The following is a 24438-nucleotide window of genomic DNA, read 5'->3' on the forward strand; positions in this document are numbered from 1 at the left end:
AAATATCTTGAAGTTGCGGATTTGTAAATAATCTAACTGATAACCATTATTGTTATTTTATTCTTCTTTGTTGTGTTCTGGAAACTTTAAAAGTCTTTTATAAACAATGGTTTTTTATTTATGCCAATTCGCTGTCATGCATTGTAATGAAATGTGATTGATGTAAAAAATAAATATTCTAAACGCCATATAATTATTGGATATATCTAATAACAGGAGGTTATATGAGCATTAGTCGGCGTAATTTTTTGCGAGGCGTGGGTATAGGCTGTTCAGCCTGCGCGATAGGCAGTTTCCCGCCCGGGGCACTGGCACGAAATTCTCCGGAGAGTATCAAAGGGAAAACATCCCTGACGCCAAGTTTGTGCGAGATGTGTTCTTTTCGCTGCCCAATTCAGGCTCAGGTGATTAATAATAAGACGGTTTTTATTCAGGGAAACCCTAATGCGCCACAGCAGGGGACACGTGTCTGCGCTCGCGGCGGCAGCGGCGTTAGCCTGGTCAACGACCCTCATCGCATTGTTAAACCCATGAAACGCACAGGACCTCGCGGGAGCGGTGACTGGCAGGTTATTAGCTGGGAACAGGCGTATAAAGAAATCGCCGAAAAAATGACGGCAATAAAAACGCAATATGGTCCCCAGGGAGTCGTCTTCTCGTCTAAATCCGGCTCGCTGTCTGGCCATTTATTTCACCTCGCAACAGCTTTCGGGTCACCGAATACCTTTACTCATGCCTCAACGTGTCCTGCCGGTAAAGCCATTGCCGCTAAAGTTATGATGGGTGGCGATTTAGCCATGGATATCGCCAATACCCGTTATATGGTCTCTTTTGGCCATAACCTCTATGAAGGGATCGAGGTTGCTGATACGCATGAGCTGATGACCGCGCAGGAGAAGGGTGCGAAGATGGTCAGCTTCGATCCCCGTTTGTCCGTATTCTCCAGCAAGGCGGATGAATGGCATGCGCTCAAACCGGGCGGCGACTTACCGGTGCTGATGGCCATGTGTCACGTCATGATCAATGAAAATCTGTATGACGCGGAATTTGTGGCGCGCTACACCACGGGGTTTGAGCAACTGGCAGAAGCGGTACAAGAGACCACGCCGGAATGGGCGCAGCAGCTCGCGGATGTGCCTGCTGATGTCATTGTTCGGGTCACCCGCGAAATGGCCGCCTGCGCGCCTCATGCCATCGTCAGTCCGGGCCATCGAGCGACGTTTTCGCAAGAAGAAATTGATATGCGGCGCATGATTTTTACCCTCAATGTGCTGCTTGGCAATATTGAGCGTGAAGGCGGTTTGTATCAGAAAAAAGCGGCGGCAACTTACAATAAGCTGGCTGGAGAGAAGGTCGCTCCGGTGCTGGCAAAACCCGATGTCAAATTACCCAAGCCTACGGCGCAGCGTATCGATCTGGTAGCCCCGCAGTTTAAGTACATCGCGGCGGGCGGTGGTGTGGTGCAAAGCATCATTGATGCTGTGTTAAACCAGACGCCTTATCCGGTGAAGGGATGGATTATGTCCCGACACAACCCTTTCCAAACCGTAACCTGTCGACCAGATCTGGTCAAAACCGTTGAACAGCTCGACCTTGTGGTCAGTTGTGATGTCTATTTAAGCGAAAGCGCGGCGTATGCCGACTACCTTTTGCCTGAATGTACTTACCTTGAGCGCGATGAAGAAGTTTCAGACATGTCGGGCCTGAATCCCGCCTATGCCCTGCGTCAGCAGGTAGTAGAACCTATTGGGGATGCGCGTCCGAGCTGGCAAATCTGGAAAGAGCTGGCCATGCAGTTAGGCCTTGGCCAATTCTACCCATGGCAGGATATGCAAACGCGTCAGTTATACCAGCTTAATGGCGATCATGCGCTATCGGCTGAGTTGCGTCAGAAAGGGTATCGGGCGTGGGGTGTTCCGTTACTGCTGCGTGAACCTGAAGCGGTGCGTCAGTTTGTGGAACGCTATCCGGGCGCGGTGGCGGTTGACAGCGACGGTACCTATGGCGAGCAACTGCGCTTTAAATCTCCGTCAGGAAAAATCGAACTCTATTCCGAAGAGCTGGAAACGCTCCTGCCTGGCTACGGTATTCCACGCGCGCGCAATTTTGCTCTCAAAGGCGACAGTGAACTCTATTTTATCCAGGGAAAAGTGGCGGTTCATACCAACGGTGCGACGCAATATGTGCCACTGCTTAGCGAGTTGATGTGGGATAACGCGGTGTGGATCCACCCGCAAACGGCCCGTGAAAAAGGCATCAAAAGCGGCGATGACATCTGGCTAGAAAATGCAACGGGCAAGGAAAAAGGCAAAGCGCTGGTCACCGCCGGAATTCGGCCCGATACGCTGTTTGTTTATATGGGATTTGGCGCCAAGGCGGGAGCCAAAACCGCAGCGACAACGCACGGTATCCATTGCGGTAATTTGCTTCCGCATGTCACCAGTCCGGTTTCCGGTACGGTGGTCCACACCGCTGGCGTTACGCTTCGTCGGGCATGAGAAAGGAGAACATCATGAATCAATCTACAAACCCTTATGTCATGCTGCATGACGAGAAACGCTGTATCGGCTGTCAGGCATGTACGGTTGCCTGCAAAGTTTTGAATGATGTGCCAGAGGGATTTAGCCGCTTACAGGTGCAGATCCGTTCACCCAAACATGAACCCGAGGTGCTGTCCCACTTCCAGTTTGTTCGCGTTTCCTGTCAGCATTGTGAGGATGCGCCGTGTGTCAGCGTTTGTCCGACCGGGGCGTCATTTCGCGACGAAAATGGCATTGTACAAGTGGATAAGTCTCGCTGTATTGGCTGCGACTACTGCGTTGCCGCTTGTCCGTTCCATGTCCGTTATCTCAATCCGCAAACGGGAATTGCCGACAAATGTAACTTCTGTGCAGATACCCGACTCGAGAGCGGTCAATCGCCCGCCTGCGTTTCCGTTTGTCCGACGGATGCGCTGAAATTTGGTCGTCGCGACGACCCGGAAATTCAGCACTGGATAAATCAAAAAGAGGTTTATCGCCAACAGGATACGCGTAGCGGCCCGGTGAGTGTTTATCGGCGTAAAGAGATCCATCAGGAGGGTAAAGCATGAATTCTATCTGGGGAGCAGAGCTTAACTATGCGCCGGACTACTGGCCGCTGTGGCTCATTTATGCAGGCGTTGTTATTGTGCTGATGATTGCGGGCCTGGTTATGCACGCGCTGTTACGTCGGATGCTGGCACCCAAAACAGCAACCGGAGAAGAGCACCGGGATTACCTTTATTCTCTGGCAGTCCGCCGCTGGCACTGGGGTAATGCGCTGCTTTTTATCCTGCTTCTGCTGAGCGGCCTGTTTGGTCACTTCTCTCTCGGACCGGTGGCATTGATGGTGCAGATACATACCTGGTGCGGTTTCGCCTTGTTGGCCTTCTGGGTTGGTTTTGTGCTAATCAACGCAACCAGCGGCAACGGTTGTCATTACCAGGTGAAGTTTAACGGGTTGATATCACGCTGCTTGTTGCAAACGCGCTTTTATCTGTATGGCATCATGAAAGGTGAGCCGCACCCGTTTGCCGCAACGGCAGAGAGTAAATTTAACCCGCTACAACAGCTGGCTTATCTGGCCATCATGTATGCGCTGGTTCCGCTGCTAATCATCACCGGGTTGTTATGCCTCTACCCGCAGGTGGTAGGGGCTGGGCCTTTGATGCTGGTGCTGCATATGGTGTTGGCGATTGTCGGCTTACTGTTCATCTGTGCACATATTTACCTGTGCACGCTGGGTGACACACCGGGGCAAATTTTCCGCAGCATGATAGATGGCTATCATCGTCATCGCAGCCATCACGCAGAGACAGCACCGCGCAAAGGGTAACGCCAGACGCGGTCGATATCTGAAATCCTTTCCTTACAGCAAGAAAATGTGCCTTATGTCACATTTTCTTGCAATTTATCCATGTTTGTTCGCCAGAACTTCCGTAAAAAGAACGGCTATTTCTCCATTTCCTGAGGACATGCTGTTGAAACGCCGTTTGTTTATTGCCGCTTCACTATTTGCGATGAGTTTTTCGCCCGCGTACGCGACCGACGTCGCCAGTTTCGCTCCACAGCCTCCGGCAATTAATGCCGGGGCGTGGGTATTAATGGATTACACCACGGGCCAAATCCTGACAGCCGGAAATGAACACCAGCAGCGCAACCCTGCCAGCCTGACCAAGCTGATGACCGGCTATGTTGTCGATCGCGCAATCGACAGTAAGCGTATTAGTCCGACAGATATTGTCACTGTAGGACGAGATGCCTGGGCGAAAGATAATCCGGTATTCGTCGGTTCATCCTTAATGTTCCTGAAAGAAGGGGATCGCGTTTCTGTGCGCGATCTGAGTCGCGGGTTAATTGTTGATTCCGGTAATGATGCCTGTGTGGCGCTGGCGGATTACATCGCCGGAGGGCAGCCGCAGTTTGTCGCGATGATGAACAACTATGTGCAAAAGCTGAACCTGCGGGACACGCATTTTGAAACGGTACATGGTCTGGATGCGCCAGGTCAGCATAGCTCAGCTTACGATCTGGCTGTGCTGTCGAGAGCTATCATCCATGGAGAGCCGGATTTCTACCATATGTACAGTGAAAAAAGCCTTACCTGGAACGGAATTACGCAGCAAAACCGTAACGGTTTGTTGTGGGATAAAACCATGAACGTCGATGGTCTGAAGACAGGACATACCTCCGGCGCTGGATTCAACCTGATTGCTTCTGCCGTTGACGGGCAGCGCCGCCTGATTGCGGTCGTGATGGGGGCGGAGAGTGCGAAAGGGCGTGAAGACCAGGCGCGAAAACTGCTGCAATGGGGACAACAGAACTTCGATACCGTGCAGGTTTTACGTAGCGGTAAGCAAGTTGGTATTGAACGGATCTGGTATGGCGATAAAGAAAAAATTAGCCTTGGCACAGAGCAGGATTTCTGGATGGCCCTGCCAAAAGCCGAAGTCGCTAATATCAAGGCAAAATATGTTCTTGATAAGAAAGAACTGGTTGCCCCCATTGCTGCCCATCAACGTGTGGGGGAAATTGAACTCTACGATCGGGATAAACTGGTGGCGCACTGGCCTCTGGTTACGCTGGAGTCTGTCGACGAAGGCGGCGTCTTCTCGCGTTTGAGCGATTACTTCCACCACAAGGCGTAGTTTTTCCTGATGTGCCTGACTGGCAAGAGTGCGAATCTGCTCACATAATAATCACTGATTCCTTGTGGCCGTCATACCTAAAAATTACACTGTATATAAATACAGTGTAATAGCGGAGGTTATATGGAGTACGAGATAAAGCAGATCGAGAGACGCATAATTGCCGGTTTCCATATGGTTGGACCGTGGGAACAAACGGTAAAGCAGGGTTTCGAGCAGTTAATGATGTGGGTCGACGGTAAGCAGATCGTACCGCTGGAATGGATAGCCGTTTATTACGACAATCCTGACGTTGTTCCGGCGGAAAAACTGCGTTGTGATACCGTGGTGTCTGTGCCTGAAGGTTTTGAGATCCCAGAAAACAGCGAAGGGGTGATCCAGACCGAACTGGCGGGGGGCGACTATGCTATCGCCGTTGCGCGCGTTGAAAATCATGACTTCGCGACGCCGTGGTATCAGTTCTTTGAGCGCCTGCTGCAGGATTCGACGTATGCGATAGCCGCTAAACCCTGCTTTGAAGTTTATATGAACAATGGCATGGAGGACGGCTACTGGGACATTGAAATGTACGTGCCGGTACAGTCGAAGTAACTGTTTTTGGTGTAAATCAGGATGAATGTCCTGGTCATCAGGGTGATGTTTTCACTCAAAAAACAGGTACAATTCTGTTCTTTGCAATTCCCTGACGGAGTGCATGAGTGCGTGCAGATAAGTCACTGAGTCCTTTTGAAATTCGTTTGTATCGTCATTATCGTGTGGTGCATGGTGTTCGCATTGCGCTGGCGTTTCTTTTTACTTTTCTGTTGGTTCGCCTGTTGAACATTCCTGAAGGTACATGGCCTCTGATTACGCTGGTGGTAATCATGGGGCCTATTTCCTTTTGGGGGAACGTTGTCCCCAGAGCATTTGAGCGTATTGGCGGAACAATTCTGGGATCGGTACTTGGGCTGGTGGCCCTTCGTCTGGAGCTCTTTTCACTTCCGCTAATGCTGATATGGTGTGCGGTGGCGATGTTTCTCTGCGGCTGGCTGGCGTTGGGTAAAAGGCCGTATCAGGCGTTGCTGATTGGTATAACGCTTGCGGTCGTTGTGGGTGCCCCCGCTGGAGATATGAACACAGCGTTATGGCGCGGTGGCGATGTTATTTTGGGTTCATTACTGGCAATGCTGTTTACCGGTATCTGGCCGCAGCGGGCATTTATACACTGGCGAATTCAACTGGCGCATTGTGTAACGGGGTACAATCGGGTGTATCAGGCTGCGCTATCTCCCAACCTGCTGGAGCAACCGCGACTGGAGAAGCATTTACAACAGCTTTTAAGCGATGTTGTCAAAATGCGTGGGCTCATCGTCCCCGCCAGCAAGGAAACCCACATTCAAAAATCAATCTTTGAAGCTATTCAAACGGTTAATCGTAACCTGGTCTGCATGCTTGAGCTGCAAATCAATGCGCTTTGGGCCAGCCGTACCAGCCACTTTGTTATGTTGAATGCCCATACTTTGCGTGAAACGCAGCTCAGGACACAACAGGCGCTACTGACGATAACCCACGCATTGTATGAAGGTAATCCACAACCGGTGCTTGCCAATACGGAAAAACTCAATGACACCGTGGTGGAGTTACGTCAGCTTATTGCTGAGCATAAGGGCGATAATGTCGCTGAAACGCCCATTCACGGCTACGTTTGGCTAAATATGGAAATGGCGCGACAGCTGGAGTTGCTCTCTCATTTGATCTGTCGCGCGCTGCGCAAATAAAGAGCAGATGAGGGGATTGGTTCTACTGCTGCTTCGATTCAGCAACGATTAGAGGTATGATACTGAAAAAGGCTAAAACCATTGGTAACTGCAATGGCTTTACCCTCGATAATTCAGGTTTCAACCATGCATGGTCGATGCAGATGCAACTTGAAGTATGGCGGGCATGAAAGTAATGTTGACCCACTTTAGCCGTTGTTTTAACGAATCCGAATCTCACATTATCAGGGGTGTAAAAATGGAAACTACCAAGCCTTCTTTCCAGAACGTGCTGGAATTTGTTCGTCTGTTCCGTCGTAAAAACAAACTGCAACGTGAAATCCAGGACGTTGAGAAAAAGATCCGTGACAACCAGAAACGTGTTCTGCTGCTGGACAACCTGAGCGACTACATCAAGCCTGGAATGAGCGTGGAAGCGATTCAGGGCATTATCGCCAGCATGAAAAGCGATTATGAAGATCGTGTTGATGATTACATCATCAAAAATGCTGAGATCTCTAAAGAGCGCCGCGATATCTCTAAAAAGCTGAAAGCGATGGGCGAAGTGAAAAACGGCGAAGCGAAAGCCGAGTAACGATTTTATGCTTGTTCGGGTCGCTGCTTAGCGGCGGCCCTTATTGCAGTTCGACCCCGCCAGTTACCATCCGCAACAAATGCTGTTCCGGCCAGTGCTCCGTCAATTTTTTCTGCGTCAGCATCCATTTAATGTAGTCCACATCATGACGCTTTCTGTCGAGCATCAGACCGACTACGCTGCCACTGTGCGCAACGTTGACACCGTATAAATCACATTCTTCTACCAGCGCTAAAAGTGAATCAAAATTTGGTTTAGGTAACAGCAACTGGCTGGCGATCGCGCTCAGCGTGGCGGCTTCACCCATCCGATAGGGATTTTGACTGATACAGGCTTCCTGTACCTTTTCCCATGCGCGTTTCAGCGCTGGAGCGCCTGCCAGTAATCCTGACTGGCGTGGAGTACGGTGATAATCAGCAGTAAGCAAGGTTTCCGGACTTTCGAGAACCAGCAGATCGAGTTGAGGCTGGGCTTCACAGGCAATTTGCGTGGAGGCGTCGTTATGATCGAACAGCGTAAGCTGGCGGAAAACGGTGCTGTCGGTAGGTTCCAGCGAAACGCAAAGCTGCGCCAGAGTGGATTCGTCTAGCTGATGCCCCAGATACTGCGCCGTGGCGATTGCCGTGGCGGCGATATCCGCTGTGCTGCTGGCCATCCCTTTAGCGACAGGAATGGTTGACTGGACATCAATTCGAATATCCTGACTCATTTGTGCCGGGTATTGCCAGTGCAGCAATAACCTCTCAACCATCGCCCGCGAAAGTGGACGTTCATCTGTCAGCGGTGAACCTGAAGTGACCTCAACGGTGCTATACCATTCAACCGGGCAGGAGACCAATTTCTCACTGCCCAGTATCCAGCCCTGGATAAGTTCTCCGCACGATGCGGGACATTGCGCAACAGCCACGTCTTCACCTATGTGATCAGCAATCCTCGGCGCATAGTGTCATGGCGATCGCGCTATTACCATGATTTGCCGCAATTTGCGGTGCGGCAGTATTATGCAGGAATGCCCAATGTCACAGTTTCAGATATCGCTAAACGCATAACGTCTTGCGCAATCATTAGCTCTTCATTGGTATTAATCACTGCTACTTTGACCATCGCATTTTCTGTCTGAATGAAGGTGGCATTACGCTGATTTTTTTCCTCATCAACGGCCAGACCCAGGAAATTCAGATTACGACAGATCGCAGCGCGCGCCCGTGCGGAGTTTTCGCCAATACCACCGGTAAACACCAGGGCATCCAGACCGCCCATCTGCATAATATAGCTACCAATGGTGGCACGAATGCGCTCAGCAAAAAGCGTCAACGCCAGCGCAGCCTGGTGATTGCCCGTATCTGCGGCATGTTCAACGTCGCGGTAGTCAGGTGAGATACCAGAAACACCGAGCAATCCGGACTCATTGTTGAGCAATTGGTTGAGCTGCTGCGGTGTTTTGCCTTCTCGCAGGGCAATCCACGGTAAAATGGACGGATCGATATCGCCACTTCGCGTGCCCATCATCACGCCAGACTGCGGCGTAAAGCCCATTGACGTATTTACCGATTGTCCGCCTTTGATGGCGCAGATGCTGCTGCCGTTGCCCAGATGACAACAAACAACGCGCAGGGCGCTGAGTGGTACCCCCAGTTTTTCAGCAAGCTGCGAGCTAACGTATTTGTGGCTGGTACCATGAAAACCATAACGACGAATACCCAACTCTGCATAGTAACGCCAGGGCAGGGGATAGATAAAAGAAGTCTCATCAAGCGTTTGATGAAACGCCGTGTCGAACACCGCAACGGCTGGCGTTTTGGGCAATAGCTGGCGGAATACCGCGATCCCCAACGCATTTACCGGGTTATGCAGAGGTGCCAGTTCCGCGAGGCGCTCGATTTCTGCCAGCGTTTCATCAGTTACCAGCGCGGAGTCTTTAAAGGATTCTCCGCCGTGCGCGACGCGATGTCCCACGCCGTCAATCTCTTCCAGGCTGCTGATAATGTGGTGGTTGAGCAGTTTTTCCAGGAGCAACGTTACTGCTTCACGGTGATCGGCTACGGGCAAAGTTTCCTGCCATTTATGTGCTGGCGTTTTTAGGGTGACCTGTGCATCAGACAAACCGATACGTTCAATCAACCCCTGGCAGATCATTTCACCCTGCGGCATCGCCAGTAATTGAAACTTAAGCGAGGAACTACCTGCATTAATGGCCATTATTTTGTGAGACATGAAGGTTCCTTTGCATTCAGAAAAATGAACATCTCATCGACCCCGGTATTCTCCAGCGCGCTGGTGACAAATACTTTTTGCGCACCAGCCTGAACTAACCAACTCTCCACAAGAGAAATACGCTGCGGGTTGGCTAAATCGGCTTTGGTAACGAGGCCAATAACGGGTCGGTTCATTGGTCCGGTAAAACCGGGAGAAAATGGTGACCACGGCGCGTCAGCATTGAGTACCAGCGCAATAATGTCTGCTTCACAGGCGCTGGCCAGCAGCGCACTGTACAGGCAGCGGTTCTCAAGATATTCACCCGGCGTGTCTATTGTCGTAGGAGACCAGACTATGGCCTGGGTCTTCTGATAGTGAAGTGCCTCTCCCCGCATGCACTGCGTGAGCGACGTTTTACCGCACTGGCTGGGGCCAATTAGCATGATACGTTTCATGAGATTACGTCCGGGTGATGGGACACGCGGTAAAACGCATCATTTCGCCCAGCGTTCGGGTTACCTGTTTCAGTGCGTACTCAACGGCAGAAACATCACCCGTCAGTACCACCGCGCCGGTAAACCGGTCGAGAAAACCAATCTCTACCGCCCCGGATTTCGTGGCGATATCACAGGCGATGATTGAGGCTTCGCTGGGGGTAATGGTCAGAATACCGATTGCGGAAAGCGAATCGGGTAATCCCAGTTTCTTGAACAAATCTTTACCTGGATTAGCAATAAGATGCGCCAGCGTGACCTGTTTGCCAGGTACATATTCCTGAATCATCCGATCCGTGGTGGGTTGTCTTTCCATTATCCCTCCACCATTTGTCGCCACATGCTTTCATGCGGGCGGGGTATGACCGAGCGGTAAACCAGCAGGCCTTTTTCACCCGCACTTTCACTGGCAACCGTCACCGCGTTATTCACATCGGATACATCGCCAGCAACGACCATGTAGCACTTGCCGCCAATACCAAATGCCATATGGACGCGTACCAGCGTGACGTTGGAGGCTTTAACCGCCCGGTCGGCGGCGCAGATGCAGGCAGCAACGCTCCATGTTTCGACAATACCAATAGCCTGACGCTTATCCACGCTGTTTAGTCCGCTGATTGCGGGGAGTACGCTGGCATGAATGTTGGGGAGTACCAGACTGTCAACGAGCATATCGCCAGCAAGAGATGTTCCAGTGGCAATCGCCTGTTGTACGGCACCTACGTCACCACCGAGCATGAGTAGAAATTTTCCCGGGCAGATGGTCTTGCTGACCAGTAAATTCACATTCGCGCTTTTTAACATGGCATCGCCAGCTTCCATTCCTTTGGCAATGCTGGTGAGTTCTAAAATCCCTATAGCCTGAGACATGATTAACCTCTAATTACCGTGATGGATTGCTCAGTGATTTCGCTGACAATACCGTCAATACTGGCGTGAACAGGCGCGCCTAATGCACCGGAGGGCACATCGGCAACACATTGACCGCGAACAACGCGTTCGCCTTGTTCTACACATGGGATGGCGCTGGTACCTATATGCTGGCGTAACAACAGCGTCGTTTTATCTGTGGAATAATCAGTTTCAGCCAGTGGCGCATCGTGATACCAGTCGCTAAGACCCAGTTTTGTAATAAGGCGTTTAACTGGGATCAGTCGGTACTTCGCCATTTCATCCTCAGGATTTAGCGGCCCTTCATAACGGTGGTTGAGCGCCCGCAATTCACGTTTAAGCATACGGTTGATGCGCATCGGTGAAATCCCAACCGGACAGGCTACGCTTTCACACACATTGCATTCTGAACAGGTCAGGGCCGTGAGCAGCAGTTGCGGTGTGGCCGCCTGCTGATAATTAACCGCACGAACCAGCAGATGCGGGGATAATTCATGACCGATCAAATGCCTCGGGCACAAATCCGTACACAAACGGCACTGCTCGCAAACGGTCTTTGCTACAGAAAGCACGGTGCGTTCATCCTGCATCCGCCGCTGAATCAACGCATGAGACTTAGGCAAAACCAGCAGGCCCCCGGTGGTCTTGCTGACAGGGGTACCCAGTGAAGTAATCAGGCCGCCCATCATCGGACCACCGTTAATAAAGCCGGGATCGTCAACGGTTGCACCCCCGGCCAGCGCCAGAACGTCACGTAAAGACATTCCGATAGGGACAGTGAGTGTGATGGGACTGGCGACTGCGCCGTTAACGGTCAGGGTACGACGCGTAACAGGGTACTGCTGCTCAACTGCTCTGGCGATGTTGAGCACGGTCTGGACGTTATTGACCACCACGCCGACGCTGACCGGCAGCGCGGCAGGCGGAACTCTCCGACCTGTTGCCATCCAGATGGTCAGAACCTCGTCACCAGCCGGGTAGACATCAGGCAAAATATGTAAGCGGATCCCGGTAGGCAGAAGGGGCGTTAATGCATTGATAGCCTTCTGGTATTTCTCTTTGAGTGCAATAATTCCGGCACTGGCTCCGGTAGCCGTCATGGCATATTGAACGCCGCGGATAAGTCGCTCAGCCTGGACGGCCATCAACTGCTGGTCAACTTTCAGCATTGGCTCACATTCAGCCGCATTGACCAGAAAGGTATCGACCTGCGCCTGTAATTTTACGTGAGCAGGAAAGCCTGCGCCTCCGGCTCCGACAACACCCGCTGCGCGAACGCGTTCACGAATGGTCTGCGCATCATAGAGCGTGGACTCTGCCGTCATGGCTGTCTTCATAATAATTCCTCAAGCAGTTCCTGCATGGCACTAGCGTCGGCAACACGAGGATTGGTTTGCAGCGTGACGTCAGCCAGCGCGGCCTGAACCATCGACGGGATACGTTGTGACCAGACTCGCTTTCCGTCTTTAAGCGCGTCAACAAAAGAAGGCAACGCACACTGTTTTTTGAGTAACTCGATGTGATGGATGAGCGCATTCAATGCCGCTGTATCGTTCGCGTTATCCGGGCATAAATGGCAGGCTTTAGCAAAACGGGCATAGCGCTTCGCAGCCCGCGGATCGCGGGCATTAAAATGAATGACATGGGTCAGCAGCAGCGCATTGGCAAGTCCATGCGGCAGATGAAACTGACCACCCAACTGATGGGCAATCGCATGATTGATCCCCAGTCCAGCCTGACTAAATGCCATTCCCGCGAGCGTTGACGCATTGTGCATTTTCCCTCTGGTTGCCAGACAGTCGCCTTTGCTGACGGCGACAGGCAGGTACTGGAAGACGATTTGAGCCGCTTTTTCAGCCAGTGCGTCTGTGAAGTCGCTGGCCTTCGTGGATACGTAAGCCTCCAGCGCATGCGTTAACACGTCCATGCCGGTATTCGCGGTGATGGCAGGTGGTACGCTGACGACCAACGTTGGATCAAGGATGGCCATGTCCGGGTAAAGCGCATTATTGAACAATGGGTATTTAATGCCTTTATCCGGATCGCTAATCACGCAGGCGCTGGTTACTTCAGAGCCTGTGCCGCTGGTGGTGGGAATTGCGACACAGGTTTCAATTTCAATACCGAACTGTCGGCTGAACCAGACGATGGCTTTTGCGGCGTCCAGTGCTGAGCCGCCACCAAAACCCATCACGACGTCCGGTCGCAGGGACTGCATTTGTGCAATCCCTTGAACTACCGTACCGATGGTGGGATCGGGGGTGATATCGCTGAAAATGCTGATGCGGTTATCCGCTGGCAGAGCGTTGCGCAGCTTTTCAATCAGGAGAGAACGCGCGAGAAAAGCATCGCAAATAATCCAGATATGCTTATTCGTGAAACGCTTGAGCACATCCAGACTTCCCTGGCCGCTGTACAATCGAGTTTGCAGTGAAAAGCTATTCATAACGGCCCCATTAGCGAATAGAAAAACCGTTTGTCAGCACGCAACGACGAGAGCGTGCGAAAGTGCGCGCAGATGTTGTTCCTTCACCGGTTGGCGTCGCAATAGTGAAGGTGGTAAAGCCTTCACCACCAACGCCAATCCCGGCGTAAGAGGGGCCATTTTTCACAAAGATGGAGGTCTGAAGCGTGCGCGCGGCAAGGTTCAAACGTGACACATTTTGCGAATGCATAATGGCGGTGTGATGCAATCCCTCTTCAACCTCCAGGGCCAACGTTAATGCACTGTCAAAATCGCTCACTGTTACGACGGGGAGCATTGGCATTAATTGCTCGCTGGTAACCCACGGGTCATCAGCCTTGACGATGCCTATCAGTAATCGAGGTGCTTTTACCGGAACCGGTATTCCTGCTGCTTCCAGTAAGGTTGCCGGGCTTTTACCCACCAGTTTTTTATTGGCTATGCCTTCTGGTAGACAGACAGCGCGCAGTTTGTCTACCTCTTCGCTATTGAGAAGCATCGCACCAAAAGACTGCATCTGTTGAACCAGTCGTTCGGCAACGGCATCAACAACAATCAGGCTCTTCTCAGCAATGCAGGGGAGGTTGTAATCAAAGGATGCGCCATTGATGATATCTTCCGCCGCCTTAACCAGGTCGGCCGTTTCATCAACAATGCAGGGTGGATTTCCTGCGCCTGCGCCGATGACTTTTTTCCCGCTTTTCATGCCCATAGCAACAATGCCTGGGCCACCGGTAATCGCCAGAACTGCGATTTTAGGGTGCGCCATCATCTGCTGGGTAGCCTCAAAAGTGGGTTCTGTGACCGTGACGACAAGATTACGAATTCCGCAGCAACGGAAAGCAATATCTTCAATCATGGCAATCAGCTTGAGTGAAACCTTTTTAGCACCCGGATGCGGACTGAAATAAACGCTATTCCCTGCCGCCAGCATGCTGATGCTGTTGTTAATAATGGTCTCTGTCGGGTTAGTACTGGGGGCGACAGAGCCAATCACGCCAAACGGTGAATACTCGAATAACACCATGCCGCCGTCGCCGGTTAACGCCGTGGTGGTGAGATCTTCGATACCTGGAGTGTTGTCCAGCGCGGCTTTATTTTTAAGGAACTTATCCTCTTTGTTGCCCATCCCCGTTTCGGCAGCGCTCTCAGCGGCCAGTGAAGCAAGATGAGGCGTCAGTTCTTCGCGTAGGGCGTTTATGATGGCGCTGCGGGTTTTCAATGGACATTGCTGGTAACGCAGAAAAGCCTGATGCGCTGCATCGATAGCTTCGTCAACGGACGGAAAAATACCGTTACCCTGAACTTCTGCTTTTGCCGGGGCGAGTTGTTCACTCAAAATATTACGAATAAGGGTTTCAAGTTCTGAAGTATTCATTGATGTGTTCTCACGTTAATCGCCGCAATGGCCGTTTCTGCAATGTCCATATCCTGTTCAACGCTTCCTCCGCTGATGCCAAGACCCCCGAGGAGTAAACCCTCACGCCATAATGCGTACCCGCCACCGAAGGTGACGACTTTTCCCTGCATATGGCTTTCCAGACCGTAAAGCGCAGCACCGGGTTGAACTGCTGATGTCAGCTTATGTGTGGCGGTTTTCATCGCCACGGCAGTCCAGGCTTTTTTGGGTGCCAGTTCGCTACTCACGAGTAATGCGTCAGGCATGCGCCAGGTCACCATTTGGGTCCCGTTCGCATCAACAATGCTAATGACGATCGGAACCTGAAGTTCTTCTGCTCTCGTCACCGCAGCGCGAGTGAGTTGGTGGAGCTCCTGAAAAGACAGAGACATAGTCGGCTCCTTTATGGCTGGTGCTTGAACGGCAGCGAGATAGCGCTCAGCCACTTTCTGAATGATGTCGTTTTGATGGGCGTCATGATCTTCTGCTCGTGCAAGCGCATATAAGCAGTCGGACAGGCGATTGATATAACGCATCAGCACGTGTCTGACGGATATCTCGGTGGAGAGCTCGACCAGTCGTCTCTCTGCACGGCGTGCCAGCGTACGGGCAAAGTGCAGTCGGCTGGCGGCTTCGCTGCGGCCAGGTAGAATAAAGCTGCGCAGGGGCGGAACTCTTCCCATTGCGGTATCGATGGCCGCTTCCAGTGCCGCAATTTCTTCCGAGCTGATATAGCGCTGCTCTGGCGTTGGTTCTTCGCTTTCGCTTGCCAGTTCGGCGCTGAACCAAAAAAGCTGCAGCTGGATATTTTCAAGTAACTGCCGGTGCTGCGGGTTTTTCGCTGCACAAATGCACAGACTTAGCGCCGCATTCAGTTCGTCCAGCGTACCGTAGGCTTCCACGCGTGGATGCGTTTTGCTCACGCGCTGTCCGGTAAAGAGGGCTGTTGTTCCGGCATCACCAGTGCGGGTATAAATCGCCATAGTTCCTCCTAACGAGAAAGCGTGTCGACAATGCCGACGATAGCCAGATCGATGGCCTCATTAGGGCCAGAAAAAACGTGCCTGGCGCTGGAGCCGCTGCTGAGTAATACCAGTTCGCCAGTTCCCGCGCCGACAGAATCAACAGCGACTTCATCTCCACTCGCAGGGGACGCAGGAAGCTCTCCGTCAGCACTTACCCGACGTACCAGCAACAGTTTTTTTCCCACCAGTGATGGGGATTTTTGCGTGGAAACCACAACGCCTGTAACCCGTGCCAGATGCATAGCTCACTCCTGCTTAATTAGTTGGACATTTCGCAGACTGACTGCTTCCTGAGCCAGAGCCGTCACGACACACCGACGGCGCAACACCAGTACGCCATCCCTTAATTGGGCGACGTCGGCATAGCTGAGAAGCTTCTCAGGATGCAAAAAGATGATTCGTCCCCGTTCGTCATTGAACTCCAGCGGCAGACGTGCGAGTTTTTTCACGGGGATTGCGGGTAATAATCGGTGTTGTAGTGAAATTTTCACGCGGACTCCGCATGCCAACGCGTCGTGAATCTTTCCCACCGACATGTTGGCTGGGCAGCCTTCGGCAATTCGTTCCAGTAATGGCAGATCCACTTGCTGGAGATGGAGCGACGAGTACTGGCAGCATACTGTCCGTGAATCGATTTCCCGTAACTGCGCGACGCTAAGAGTGAGCGTGCTTTCCGCGCGTTTTTTTAATCGGGAAACAACCTCCTCGATAATGCGTTGCAGCAGTTCGTTGTTCATCGTGAGGTCACCAGTGTGGCGAATGCCTGGGGATTATCAGCGCCTGCAGCATTGGCTTCGTCTGTATCGATATGCATTTCGAGGCGCATATCCGGCGAAACGCGTACGGCGACGTTATCGAAAATCAGTCGACGTTCATCGCCATTAATGGCGACCGAGACTCTATCACCATGGGAAACCCGCAGAATCAGAGCATCGAGCGGCGACATATGGATATGCCGTTGGGCGACGATCACCCCGGATGCTAAGTCCAGTTCAGCAAATGGGCTGACGAGACGAACACCGGGTGTGCCCTGAATATTGCCCGACATCCGCAGCGGAGCAGCAATTCCCAACGTGCGGGCGTCGGTACGAGAAATTTCGACCTGGCTGGTACTGCGCAGCGGGCCGAGTAAACGCACATTTTTTAACTGACCTTTTGGCCCCACCAGCGTGACAGTCTGCTCTGCTGCATATTGTCCTGGCTGCAATAGCCCTTTTTTCTCACTAATGGGGTGATTGGGAAACAAGCGACCGTAATCTTCAGCGCACAGATGAATATGACGATTAGAGATCCCCAGCGGAATCGGGCGCTCGCGCATTTCATCCAGAACCTTAGCGACAGTGGTCTCCAGTTGCTGTTTATCCATTACGCTTCACCTCGTTTGCCAGAGTGAAGACAAAGCGTGCGCGGCTCGCCTTTTTGGCGAGGGCAGGCAGGATCAAGACACAAATTGCAGCTAATCAACTCTGCATCTTGCGGGGCTTCGGGTACATCATGGACTACAAATATCTCTTCATGCGGTACGGCTGGTATGGGTTCTGGCGTTGGCTCAGGCTCCAGGGCAACGCTATGCGACAGGATCCCGTCCCCGGGTCTGGAAATGACTTTGTGAGCCACCAGTCCATCTCGCTGGTCAGCGAAACTGACACCGGTGGAAATGGCCGCCTGGACGGAGGCCACATCCCCGATTATCTTGATCACCGTCCAGCCTGAGCCGTTGGTTTTTTCGAGGCCCACCAGCGTGATGGAGGCGGCTTTCGCCATGACGTCCGCGCAACTGATGGCTAATGCCAGACCACTAACTTCAAGTAATCCCAGTGATTGCTTCACGCTGTGCTCCTTGGTTGCAACGACTTATGCGGATTTAGGTAAAATGGCTTCAACGTCGCTGTGCGGACGCGGGATAACGTGGCAGGATTTCACCTCACCAACGGCGCTTGCGGCTGCGCTTCCAGCATCTACGGCTGCTTTCACCGCGCCGACATCACCGCGAACCATAACGGTGATAAGGCCAGAGCCGATTTTTTCGTAACCAACCAACTGCACGTTTGCGGATTTCACCATGGCATCAGCGGCTTCAATAGCGCCGACAAGCCCTTTTGTTTCAACCAGTCCCAGTGCGTTATTCATACTGCTTTTCTCCTATGGGTTATGAGTGGCATTCCCGGAACGGAATGCCTTTAACCAGCCGCGCAGCGTTGTTACCAATGCTGCGGCGATCGTGGCTATTTTGTTGATACGTCAGCGTAAAAAGTGGTGCTGACGTGGGTAAGTTTTTGTAGTGCACGACCAGTTTTTCGCGGCTACAGCCAATACCGACCAGCAATGGAGACTGGCAGGCGGCCAACCATGCGTTGTGGATAACGTCAGCTGAGCCACTCTCCTGAATCACAAAGGGGATCCCTTCTTCTTCAATACCCAGCAGTACGTCATTCCAGACGTCAGCACAGTCAGCACTGGTGAAGATAACGATGGCTGGTGTGGTGAGATTACTTTCCATGAGCGAATGCCTTATGCCAGGAGAGAATCAGTCCTGTCGCAACCGCATTGCGCGGACCTTCGGTACCACGAATGTTGCCGCGCCCGGCAACCAGTCGATAATGCGCCAGAGCATCGGTGACCAGCTGTGGAACTTCAAAATCCAGAGATGAGCCGCCAACCAGCACCACAAAGGGAATATCCCGAATGTTCCCGGTCGGACTGACCTGACGTAGCGCTCTGAGTGCGTTAGTAACGAAAACGCGCTCCTTGGCGCTTCGACGAATGGCCCGTACTTTCTCCAGCGCCAGTTCACCAGGCAGTGGCACCAGTTCATCGGGTTTCACTACGCACACGCGCGCAAAAACCGTTGGTGGGAGAGGCGTAGGGAAGAACTGAACGCTGCCGTCTTCGTGGCGAAGGTGGAACAAGCTCTCAACTTTCGCCAACGGATACTTTTTAATCTCTTCAGCGAGATAACGGTCATCCAGACCCAGTTCACGGGCAATGATCATCGTGACCATATCGCCTGCGCCTGCCAGGTGCGTGGCAATAATTTCGCCCTTAGGATTGATGATAGAAGCGTCGGTTGAACCCGCGCCGAGGTCCAGAATTGCCAGTGGTCGCGTTGTGCCCGGAGTAGTTAAGGCCCCCAGAATGGCAGCTTCGGCTTCGGCGCCGCCAACCTGGACGTCAATGTTGAGCTTTTGCGTGATCTCCTGGGCAATCATCGCCATTTGCAGGCGGTCTGATTTCACCATGGAGGCTATGCCGACAGCCTGTTCCAGCGAGAATTCACCGGCAAGCCCACCCGTCACGCTGACGGGAACCGAGGTATCGACCGCCAGCAGATCCTGAATAAAAATTTCATGACTGGGTTTGTTGGTTAATTCAGCCATTGTCTGGCGCACATGCTCCAGCATGCCGCCAATATTGGTGCCAGCTTCTCCGGTAACGTTATCCAGTTTCGGGCATTCACCAACCGCTTTCATAATCGCTTCGGCGCCCGCGGCAACGTCGACCCGTACGGTACGCCCCTGAGACTGTAGCTCCAGATTTCCGGCAGGAATCGCTCGCGCTTTCACATCACCTGACGGCGTTTTCACCACCACGGCTGAACGGTTGCCGATCAGCGCCCGTGCCATCGGAACAATGTTTTTAGTCTCATCGGCATTGAGGCCAAAGACAGTTGCAATGCCGTAGGGGTTAGAAAGGGTTTCAATGACCTTTCCTGGTACAGCGACCTCAATGGCAGCCAACATCCCCAACGGGATACGGTCGATATGAAGGACTTCATCGACGATGGGCAGGGGGTGAGTCAGACGATTGCTGACCAACACGCCATCGTCCTGTTGTAAAATAACACCAGTCAACTGGTATCCAGCACGGACGGAGGCATTAATCATCGTAGCGACATCGGCGAAATCAAATGCCGATGACACCACCAGAATATAGGGCGTATCCGCCGGGCGACTGAGAAGGTCTTCCGGCGTAATAGTGACGCCCACGCCTAACCCGACACCGCCCGGTGTTTTAGGGTTATGGCCGATCATGGTGGATTCAGTGATGATGGTTTCGGTTATTGTTTCCATCGCCACATCGCCAATGACCGGAGTGGCTTCGTTAATGCGGATGAGCGAAATATCACTGACATTGATACCGGCGTTTTTTGCCGCCAGCGTCAGGGCCTCCTGAATGCCAAACACATTACGTAATGTGCCCTTAATTCCGGTGGTTTCTGCCAGCGCGCTGCCGGTGATGCTCAGCACGCCAGACTCATCGAGAGTAGCCAGAGCGACTTCCGTTGATGAGTTGCCTATGTCAATGCCAGCTATATATCGCATGATCCTTTCCCTGAGTTAGTCGTCGCCTTTGAGTTTTTTACGCTCAACGTACAGCGCTGCCGCTTCACGAACGAAAGCTGCACAGATTTTTGCCTGATAACGATTTTCGAGATCGTCGGCGATAGCCATCAGCTCATCTTTTGTTGAGCGGTACGGGCGCAGCGCGTTGTAGATCTCAAGAATGCGATCGTCAGGAACAGCGGTTAGCTCGGCTGCGCGCTCGAAGTTCATCGCCAGCCTGTCACGTCCGGCATCTTTGGCGATTTCCGCCTGCAGGCGCAGTGTTTCAGGGGTGATGCGCATGTCCTGCGCGGTCACTTTGTTGCTCAGAACATTTTCAAGCGTGAAGTCGTCCAGCGTTTTGTTGGTCGCAGTTTTTACCCACTCAGGATGTTTATTCGCGAGAGGGTAATCCGTGACTTTCGCGGTATGTGCTGATGAACTCACCGCGGGCGGAGTCGCGGACTCGCCTTGCAGGCTGTTCATCCGGCTCAACACATCCCGAACCATCGATTCAATTGCGTCGGTATTCATGGAGGTATCCTTTATCAAAGCGCCACGCGCAGTTCCTGCGGGTTTTTGCCTGTCACAACGTATTTGGTCTCTTTAATGTGCAGAATGGCTGATTTCGCCTGGTACTTAGGACGGGCCATCTGGTCATTCAAAGTAGGGACCGGTTGCGGAGATTCACGCTTGGCATAACGCGCGGCGTTTTTACCGATCTGACGATAGGTTTCCAGCGTCAGAAGAGGTGCCTGAGGGAACAGCTCCAGGTTTGAAAGCGGCGGTAACCCCTGCTGGTGGATAACCGTGGTACCTTTTGACTGGATGCCGATAGAGATCCCGGAACCGCTCAGACGGTTCCCCTCAACGGCGACAAACGCCACATCGGAGGATTTAAAGCAGCGGATAACGCGCGCTTTAATGCCTTCTTCTTCAATACCGGCAATCACTTCGCGCAAGATATTCTTATGCGGGATCCCTACGATATTGACGGTTTGCGAGAGCCCGAACGCCGGCCCTACGGCAATAATCACTTCGTCCTGTTGCTGGCCTTGTTTGGCTTCACCAATCTCGGTCAGAAAGCTGTCTCCCTGTGTCGCCGCAGCCTGAGGTGCGCTTGCCGCTGTAGATGCGCGGAAAGAGACGGGTTTGTCGCTGGTCTGCATTTCAGACAACACATCTTCAATTATCTGGCGCAGCAGTTTTTCATTAATTTCCATTTTTCACCCCTTAGCCAAGCTCGTTGGGATCAAGTGCGCCAGGGATGTTTTTGATCTCTTCCCAGCGTTCGCCCTGCAGGCGATAACCTGTTGCCGGACCGGCATAGTCGTTAACATCATTGACAGCGGATAGCACCTGTCCGTCGCCAACGATAATGGCGGAGGTATGCAGGTAATCCCCGGTTAACTTGGCTTTCTGGATGTTGAGCATGTCCTGAGCGACATCGGTAAATCCGCCCTGAGCAAGGGCTTTCACCACTTCCAGACCGTTACGGTTCTTATTGATGATCTCTTGTGCAAACTTGATGTCTTCAACGATGTTACGTTCCGGCATATCTTTCGAACCGTGGGCGTAGGTCGCAGCTTCCACTTCTGCATCAGTGATTGGTGGTAATCCCATCCCGGCAAAGACGGCCTGCAGCGCACGTGCCGCTTTGTTACGAATGGCGATAACGTCTTCTTCCCGAACAGGGCGCAGACCACCGTCTACTTTCAGGTCACGCTGGAGAACGTTGTAGTCGTCAAAATCTTCAGCATCTTCGTTCGAACCCGCAAACATGTTGTCGTAGTTCGGCACCGCGGAATAACCAGAAGAAATGAAGTCAGTACCCGGCAGGAACTGCATCAGCAGACGAGCAGTACGACGCATATCCGAATGGGTAAAGGTTTGGTCGTTGCTGGAGGCGCATTCCAGATCCAGAGAGGAACAAATCAGGTTTTCAGCCAACACTGCACGAATGCCTGACGGCACGGCGGAAGGGACACCGATGCAGCTTACTGAACCGTTTTGCAGGCCCTGTACGCCCGCAGCTTTGGTGATGTAAATGCAGCGGGCTTCCAGATAAAGCATTGATTTGCCTTCGGCGTAACCCATCTGAACTTCTGAGCCAGAGCCGGAGGTAAAGCGCATTTTCAGACCACGGGAAGCATAGGACGAGGCGAGGAAGCCTTTAGACCATGGCGTGTCATCGCCGTCGGTAAAGACGGGTTCAGTACCATAGACGGAGATGGTTTCCGCGTAGCAGGTGTGGCCTAGCATGCCGAGTTTAAGTTCGGTAGCTTCTTCCAGCGAGCACTGGGTTAATACGCCAGGGCGTCCAACCTGCGAGCCGACTAACAGCGCAATGGCGTTAAATGGCGCATAACGTGCAACGGCAACGGTTGTTTCCTGTTCGTCAAACCCGCGCCATGCGCCTTCAGCGGCATCAGCGGCAATCTGCACCGGGTTATCTTTGACGTTAGTGACGTGCGCTTGTTGAGAGGGTGTACGACGAGCACGCATTTTCTGCATCGCCATCATCATCTCAACGACGTTCATATGGGACACCACTTCGACAATTTTTGCCGGCGTCATTGCGGTGGTCAGCGGCACTATGTCTTTGCGCTTCACGTTAGGGTCGCAAAGCATATTGGCCAGTTTGACCGAATCCATCGCCATGACTTCTTCAGCGCGCGCCAGGTTAATGCCGTAGCGGGCAATGAAATGGTCGATTAAGTCAAATTCACTGGCGGATTTACCGTCCAGTTCAGTGACTGTACCGTTGACGATTTTAATCGACGGTTTGGGGTCGTTCGGGCTTTCCATCGCAATGAAGCCTTCTTCGATCCACTCCTTAACGAAACCATCCTGATTCACAGGGCGCTTCGCCAGTGCTTCAAATCTTTTCGATCTCATGAATCAGCCTCACTGATATCAGATGTAGGACGGACGATCGTTTTTCGGCTCTGAGCCGAGGGTCCCGAGTACGGTTTTACCGATTTCACGGGCGGAGATAACGGCCTGACGAACAGCGCCAGAGTCACCCGAAATAACCAGAATGGCTTCGTTACTGAAGCTGGTGCCATGGGCAGGGGAGCTGTAGGCCACAACTTCCACGTTGGCGGATTTCAGGGCCGTATCGGCCATCAGGACACCAACGGATGCTGGTGCACCGACGATAACGCCACAGGCACGGCCAATCGGTGCGCCAAAGGCTTTTTCAAGTGCGTAGCTGGCGCGTGCGGTGTACTGCATTTCGATGTGACCCGCTTCATTGGCATAAACATCGCCAAAGGTGCGATCCAGTTCTTTCAGTGCGACTTCAATGCCGCGTTTCACGTCGGAAACATCGTTGCCGCCAAGAATAATCAGCGAACCATGACCTGCGCCGCCTTTGGTATCACGTGGTAACTCAATACTGACGACTTCAGTATTGGTGGCTTTTACCGCTTCATCGGCGGCCATGATGTGCGGGCCTGCGCCAGTACGGGCGCCAAGGATGCCAATGGAGCGATACCGTTTTTCAAGTTTCATTGCGTCCAGTAGGGCGCTGTCTACGTTGGCGATTACCAGACCGACGGTGTCGCCAATCGCGGTACCGACAAACTCCGTTAAACTGCAGCTTTTCTCTGCCATAGCCGTTTCTCGTGTTGGAGGATTATTTTCAGGGATAGCCTGCTGTTCCGGCGTTGCCACGCGAGCAATCACCTGCGCCATGATCTGTTCAACCAGCTCATTGCTGCTCATTAGCTAATTCCCTTCGGTAAGATTTTTTCTACATCGGTATGCGGGCGTGGGATGACGTGTACGGCTTTCACTTCTCCCACATTACGGGCTGCGGCGGCACCTGCATCTGTTGCTGCTTTGACTGCGCCGACATCTCCACGAACAATGACTGTTACCAGCCCCGAACCAATTTTTTCGTAGCCGACCAGCATTACATTGGCTGACTTCACCATTGCATCTGCGGCCTCTATGGCTGCAGTTAAGCCTTTGGTTTCTACCATTCCTAACGCTTCTTGTTGCATAAAGACCTCGCCTGGGTTGTCCCGATTTTCATGACTATAAAAAGAAGCGAGGAAAAAGAATGGCTGAGTTGAAAGTAAGAGTGAAAAAATAGTGGGGTTATGGTGAGATAAAATTGCTATGCACAATTATAACAATTTG

Annotated in this window: 28 protein-coding genes; 7 read left to right on the forward strand and 21 right to left on the reverse strand. The window is 52.4% G+C overall.

Going from position 1 to position 24438, the window contains the following annotated elements; translation table 11 throughout:
• The first annotated feature begins 224 nt into the window (after positions 1–224).
• The 7 genes from phsA to IB222_RS08670 all read left to right on the forward strand — a co-directional run bounded on the left by phsA (position 225) and on the right by IB222_RS08670 (position 7498).
• Positions 225–2498, forward strand: a complete 2274-nt coding sequence (gene phsA, locus IB222_RS08640) for a thiosulfate reductase PhsA (RefSeq protein WP_149384318.1) — start codon at positions 225–227, stop codon at positions 2496–2498.
• Between the two features lie 14 nt (positions 2499–2512).
• Complete coding sequence (phsB, locus tag IB222_RS08645; RefSeq protein WP_149384317.1) at positions 2513–3091, forward strand: thiosulfate reductase electron transport protein PhsB; 579 nt, start codon at positions 2513–2515, stop codon at positions 3089–3091.
• Entirely contained in the window at positions 3088–3855 is a 768-nt protein-coding gene (phsC, locus tag IB222_RS08650; protein ID WP_148361803.1) for a thiosulfate reductase cytochrome B subunit, read from the forward strand. The genes phsB and phsC overlap by 4 nt, the downstream gene beginning before the upstream one ends.
• A 139-nt stretch (positions 3856–3994) precedes the next feature.
• Positions 3995–5167: a serine-type D-Ala-D-Ala carboxypeptidase DacD gene (dacD, locus tag IB222_RS08655; protein WP_148361804.1), complete on the forward strand. Its 1173-nt coding sequence runs from the start codon at positions 3995–3997 to the stop codon at positions 5165–5167.
• Positions 5168–5290: 123 nt separating this feature from the next.
• Complete coding sequence (sbmC, locus tag IB222_RS08660; protein ID WP_148361805.1) at positions 5291–5758, forward strand: DNA gyrase inhibitor SbmC; 468 nt, start codon at positions 5291–5293, stop codon at positions 5756–5758.
• Positions 5759–5865: 107 nt separating this feature from the next.
• Positions 5866–6924 (forward strand): FUSC family protein, encoded by a 1059-nt coding sequence (locus IB222_RS08665; RefSeq protein ID WP_003834178.1) that lies wholly within the window; start codon positions 5866–5868, stop codon positions 6922–6924.
• A 238-nt stretch (positions 6925–7162) separates the two neighbouring features.
• On the forward strand, positions 7163–7498 hold the full coding sequence (locus tag IB222_RS08670) for a DUF496 family protein (RefSeq protein WP_149384316.1): 336 nt from the start codon (positions 7163–7165) through the stop codon (positions 7496–7498).
• 40 nt (positions 7499–7538) lie between these two features.
• Here the strand turns inward: IB222_RS08670 and IB222_RS08675 are convergent, their stop codons facing one another.
• The 21 genes from IB222_RS08675 to pduA all read right to left on the reverse strand — a co-directional run bounded on the left by IB222_RS08675 (position 7539) and on the right by pduA (position 24299).
• Positions 7539–8405 carry an L-threonine kinase gene (locus tag IB222_RS08675; RefSeq protein ID WP_003834174.1) on the reverse strand — a complete coding sequence of 289 codons (867 nt, stop codon included), beginning with the start codon at positions 8403–8405 and terminating at the stop codon, positions 7539–7541.
• A 92-nt stretch (positions 8406–8497) separates the two neighbouring features.
• On the reverse strand, positions 8498–9712 hold the full coding sequence (locus IB222_RS08680) for an acetate/propionate family kinase (RefSeq protein ID WP_149384315.1): 1215 nt from the start codon (positions 9710–9712) through the stop codon (positions 8498–8500).
• Positions 9697–10149: a propanediol utilization protein PduV gene (gene pduV / locus IB222_RS08685; RefSeq protein WP_008785152.1), complete on the reverse strand. Its 453-nt coding sequence runs from the start codon at positions 10147–10149 to the stop codon at positions 9697–9699. Before pduV ends, IB222_RS08680 begins: the two co-directional genes overlap by 16 nt.
• Before the next feature lie 4 nt (positions 10150–10153).
• Positions 10154–10504 carry a propanediol utilization microcompartment protein PduU gene (gene pduU / locus IB222_RS08690; RefSeq protein WP_003834168.1) on the reverse strand — a complete coding sequence of 117 codons (351 nt, stop codon included), beginning with the start codon at positions 10502–10504 and terminating at the stop codon, positions 10154–10156.
• Positions 10504–11058, reverse strand: a complete 555-nt coding sequence (pduT, locus tag IB222_RS08695) for a propanediol utilization microcompartment protein PduT (RefSeq protein ID WP_063940456.1) — start codon at positions 11056–11058, stop codon at positions 10504–10506. Before pduT ends, pduU begins: the two co-directional genes overlap by 1 nt.
• Before the next feature lie 2 nt (positions 11059–11060).
• A complete protein-coding gene (pduS, locus tag IB222_RS08700) occupies positions 11061–12416 on the reverse strand; it encodes a cobalamin reductase PduS (RefSeq protein WP_149384314.1) in 1356 nt (451 codons plus the stop codon).
• Positions 12413–13525: a 1-propanol dehydrogenase PduQ gene (locus IB222_RS08705; RefSeq protein WP_149384313.1), complete on the reverse strand. Its 1113-nt coding sequence runs from the start codon at positions 13523–13525 to the stop codon at positions 12413–12415. The genes pduS and IB222_RS08705 overlap by 4 nt, the downstream gene beginning before the upstream one ends.
• A 10-nt stretch (positions 13526–13535) precedes the next feature.
• The gene (pduP, locus tag IB222_RS08710) at positions 13536–14921 is read right to left on the reverse strand and encodes a CoA-acylating propionaldehyde dehydrogenase PduP (RefSeq protein WP_126317742.1); all 1386 of its coding nucleotides are present in this window, start codon (positions 14919–14921) and stop codon (positions 13536–13538) included.
• Complete coding sequence (gene pduO, locus IB222_RS08715; protein WP_148361808.1) at positions 14918–15925, reverse strand: two-domain cob(I)yrinic acid a,c-diamide adenosyltransferase PduO; 1008 nt, start codon at positions 15923–15925, stop codon at positions 14918–14920. Before pduO ends, pduP begins: the two co-directional genes overlap by 4 nt.
• A gap of 8 nt (positions 15926–15933) precedes the next feature.
• Complete coding sequence (locus IB222_RS08720; RefSeq protein ID WP_006683973.1) at positions 15934–16209, reverse strand: EutN/CcmL family microcompartment protein; 276 nt, start codon at positions 16207–16209, stop codon at positions 15934–15936.
• Between the two features lie 3 nt (positions 16210–16212).
• Positions 16213–16704: a microcompartment protein PduM gene (gene pduM / locus IB222_RS08725; protein WP_003834149.1), complete on the reverse strand. Its 492-nt coding sequence runs from the start codon at positions 16702–16704 to the stop codon at positions 16213–16215.
• Entirely contained in the window at positions 16701–17333 is a 633-nt protein-coding gene (locus tag IB222_RS08730) for a phosphate propanoyltransferase (RefSeq protein ID WP_003834146.1), read from the reverse strand. The genes pduM and IB222_RS08730 overlap by 4 nt, the downstream gene beginning before the upstream one ends.
• Positions 17333–17797 carry a BMC domain-containing protein gene (locus tag IB222_RS08735; RefSeq protein WP_148361809.1) on the reverse strand — a complete coding sequence of 155 codons (465 nt, stop codon included), beginning with the start codon at positions 17795–17797 and terminating at the stop codon, positions 17333–17335. Before IB222_RS08735 ends, IB222_RS08730 begins: the two co-directional genes overlap by 1 nt.
• A 24-nt stretch (positions 17798–17821) precedes the next feature.
• Positions 17822–18097: a propanediol utilization microcompartment protein PduJ gene (gene pduJ / locus IB222_RS08740; RefSeq protein ID WP_001057752.1), complete on the reverse strand. Its 276-nt coding sequence runs from the start codon at positions 18095–18097 to the stop codon at positions 17822–17824.
• 19 nt (positions 18098–18116) lie between these two features.
• Complete coding sequence (locus IB222_RS08745; RefSeq protein WP_111465407.1) at positions 18117–18467, reverse strand: glycerol dehydratase reactivase beta/small subunit family protein; 351 nt, start codon at positions 18465–18467, stop codon at positions 18117–18119.
• Positions 18457–20289: a diol dehydratase reactivase subunit alpha gene (locus IB222_RS08750; protein ID WP_003839013.1), complete on the reverse strand. Its 1833-nt coding sequence runs from the start codon at positions 20287–20289 to the stop codon at positions 18457–18459. The genes IB222_RS08745 and IB222_RS08750 overlap by 11 nt, the downstream gene beginning before the upstream one ends.
• 15 nt (positions 20290–20304) lie before the next feature.
• On the reverse strand, positions 20305–20823 hold the full coding sequence (pduE, locus tag IB222_RS08755) for a propanediol dehydratase small subunit PduE (protein ID WP_003834133.1): 519 nt from the start codon (positions 20821–20823) through the stop codon (positions 20305–20307).
• Positions 20824–20837: 14 nt separating this feature from the next.
• The gene (pduD, locus tag IB222_RS08760) at positions 20838–21512 is read right to left on the reverse strand and encodes a propanediol dehydratase medium subunit PduD (RefSeq protein WP_003834131.1); all 675 of its coding nucleotides are present in this window, start codon (positions 21510–21512) and stop codon (positions 20838–20840) included.
• Between the two features lie 10 nt (positions 21513–21522).
• Positions 21523–23187, reverse strand: coding sequence for a propanediol dehydratase large subunit PduC (gene pduC, locus IB222_RS08765; RefSeq protein WP_148361810.1), 1665 nt, complete (start codon positions 23185–23187; stop codon positions 21523–21525).
• 18 nt (positions 23188–23205) lie between these two features.
• Positions 23206–24018: a propanediol utilization microcompartment protein PduB gene (gene pduB, locus IB222_RS08770; protein WP_003834129.1), complete on the reverse strand. Its 813-nt coding sequence runs from the start codon at positions 24016–24018 to the stop codon at positions 23206–23208.
• Entirely contained in the window at positions 24018–24299 is a 282-nt protein-coding gene (gene pduA / locus IB222_RS08775) for a propanediol utilization microcompartment protein PduA (protein ID WP_003030255.1), read from the reverse strand. Before pduA ends, pduB begins: the two co-directional genes overlap by 1 nt.
• Positions 24300–24438: the final 139 nt, after the last annotated feature.

The sequence above is a fragment of the Citrobacter sp. C13 genome, from assembly GCF_014596815.2.
In the GTDB taxonomy this organism is placed as follows: Bacteria; Pseudomonadota; Gammaproteobacteria; order Enterobacterales; family Enterobacteriaceae; genus Citrobacter; species Citrobacter portucalensis.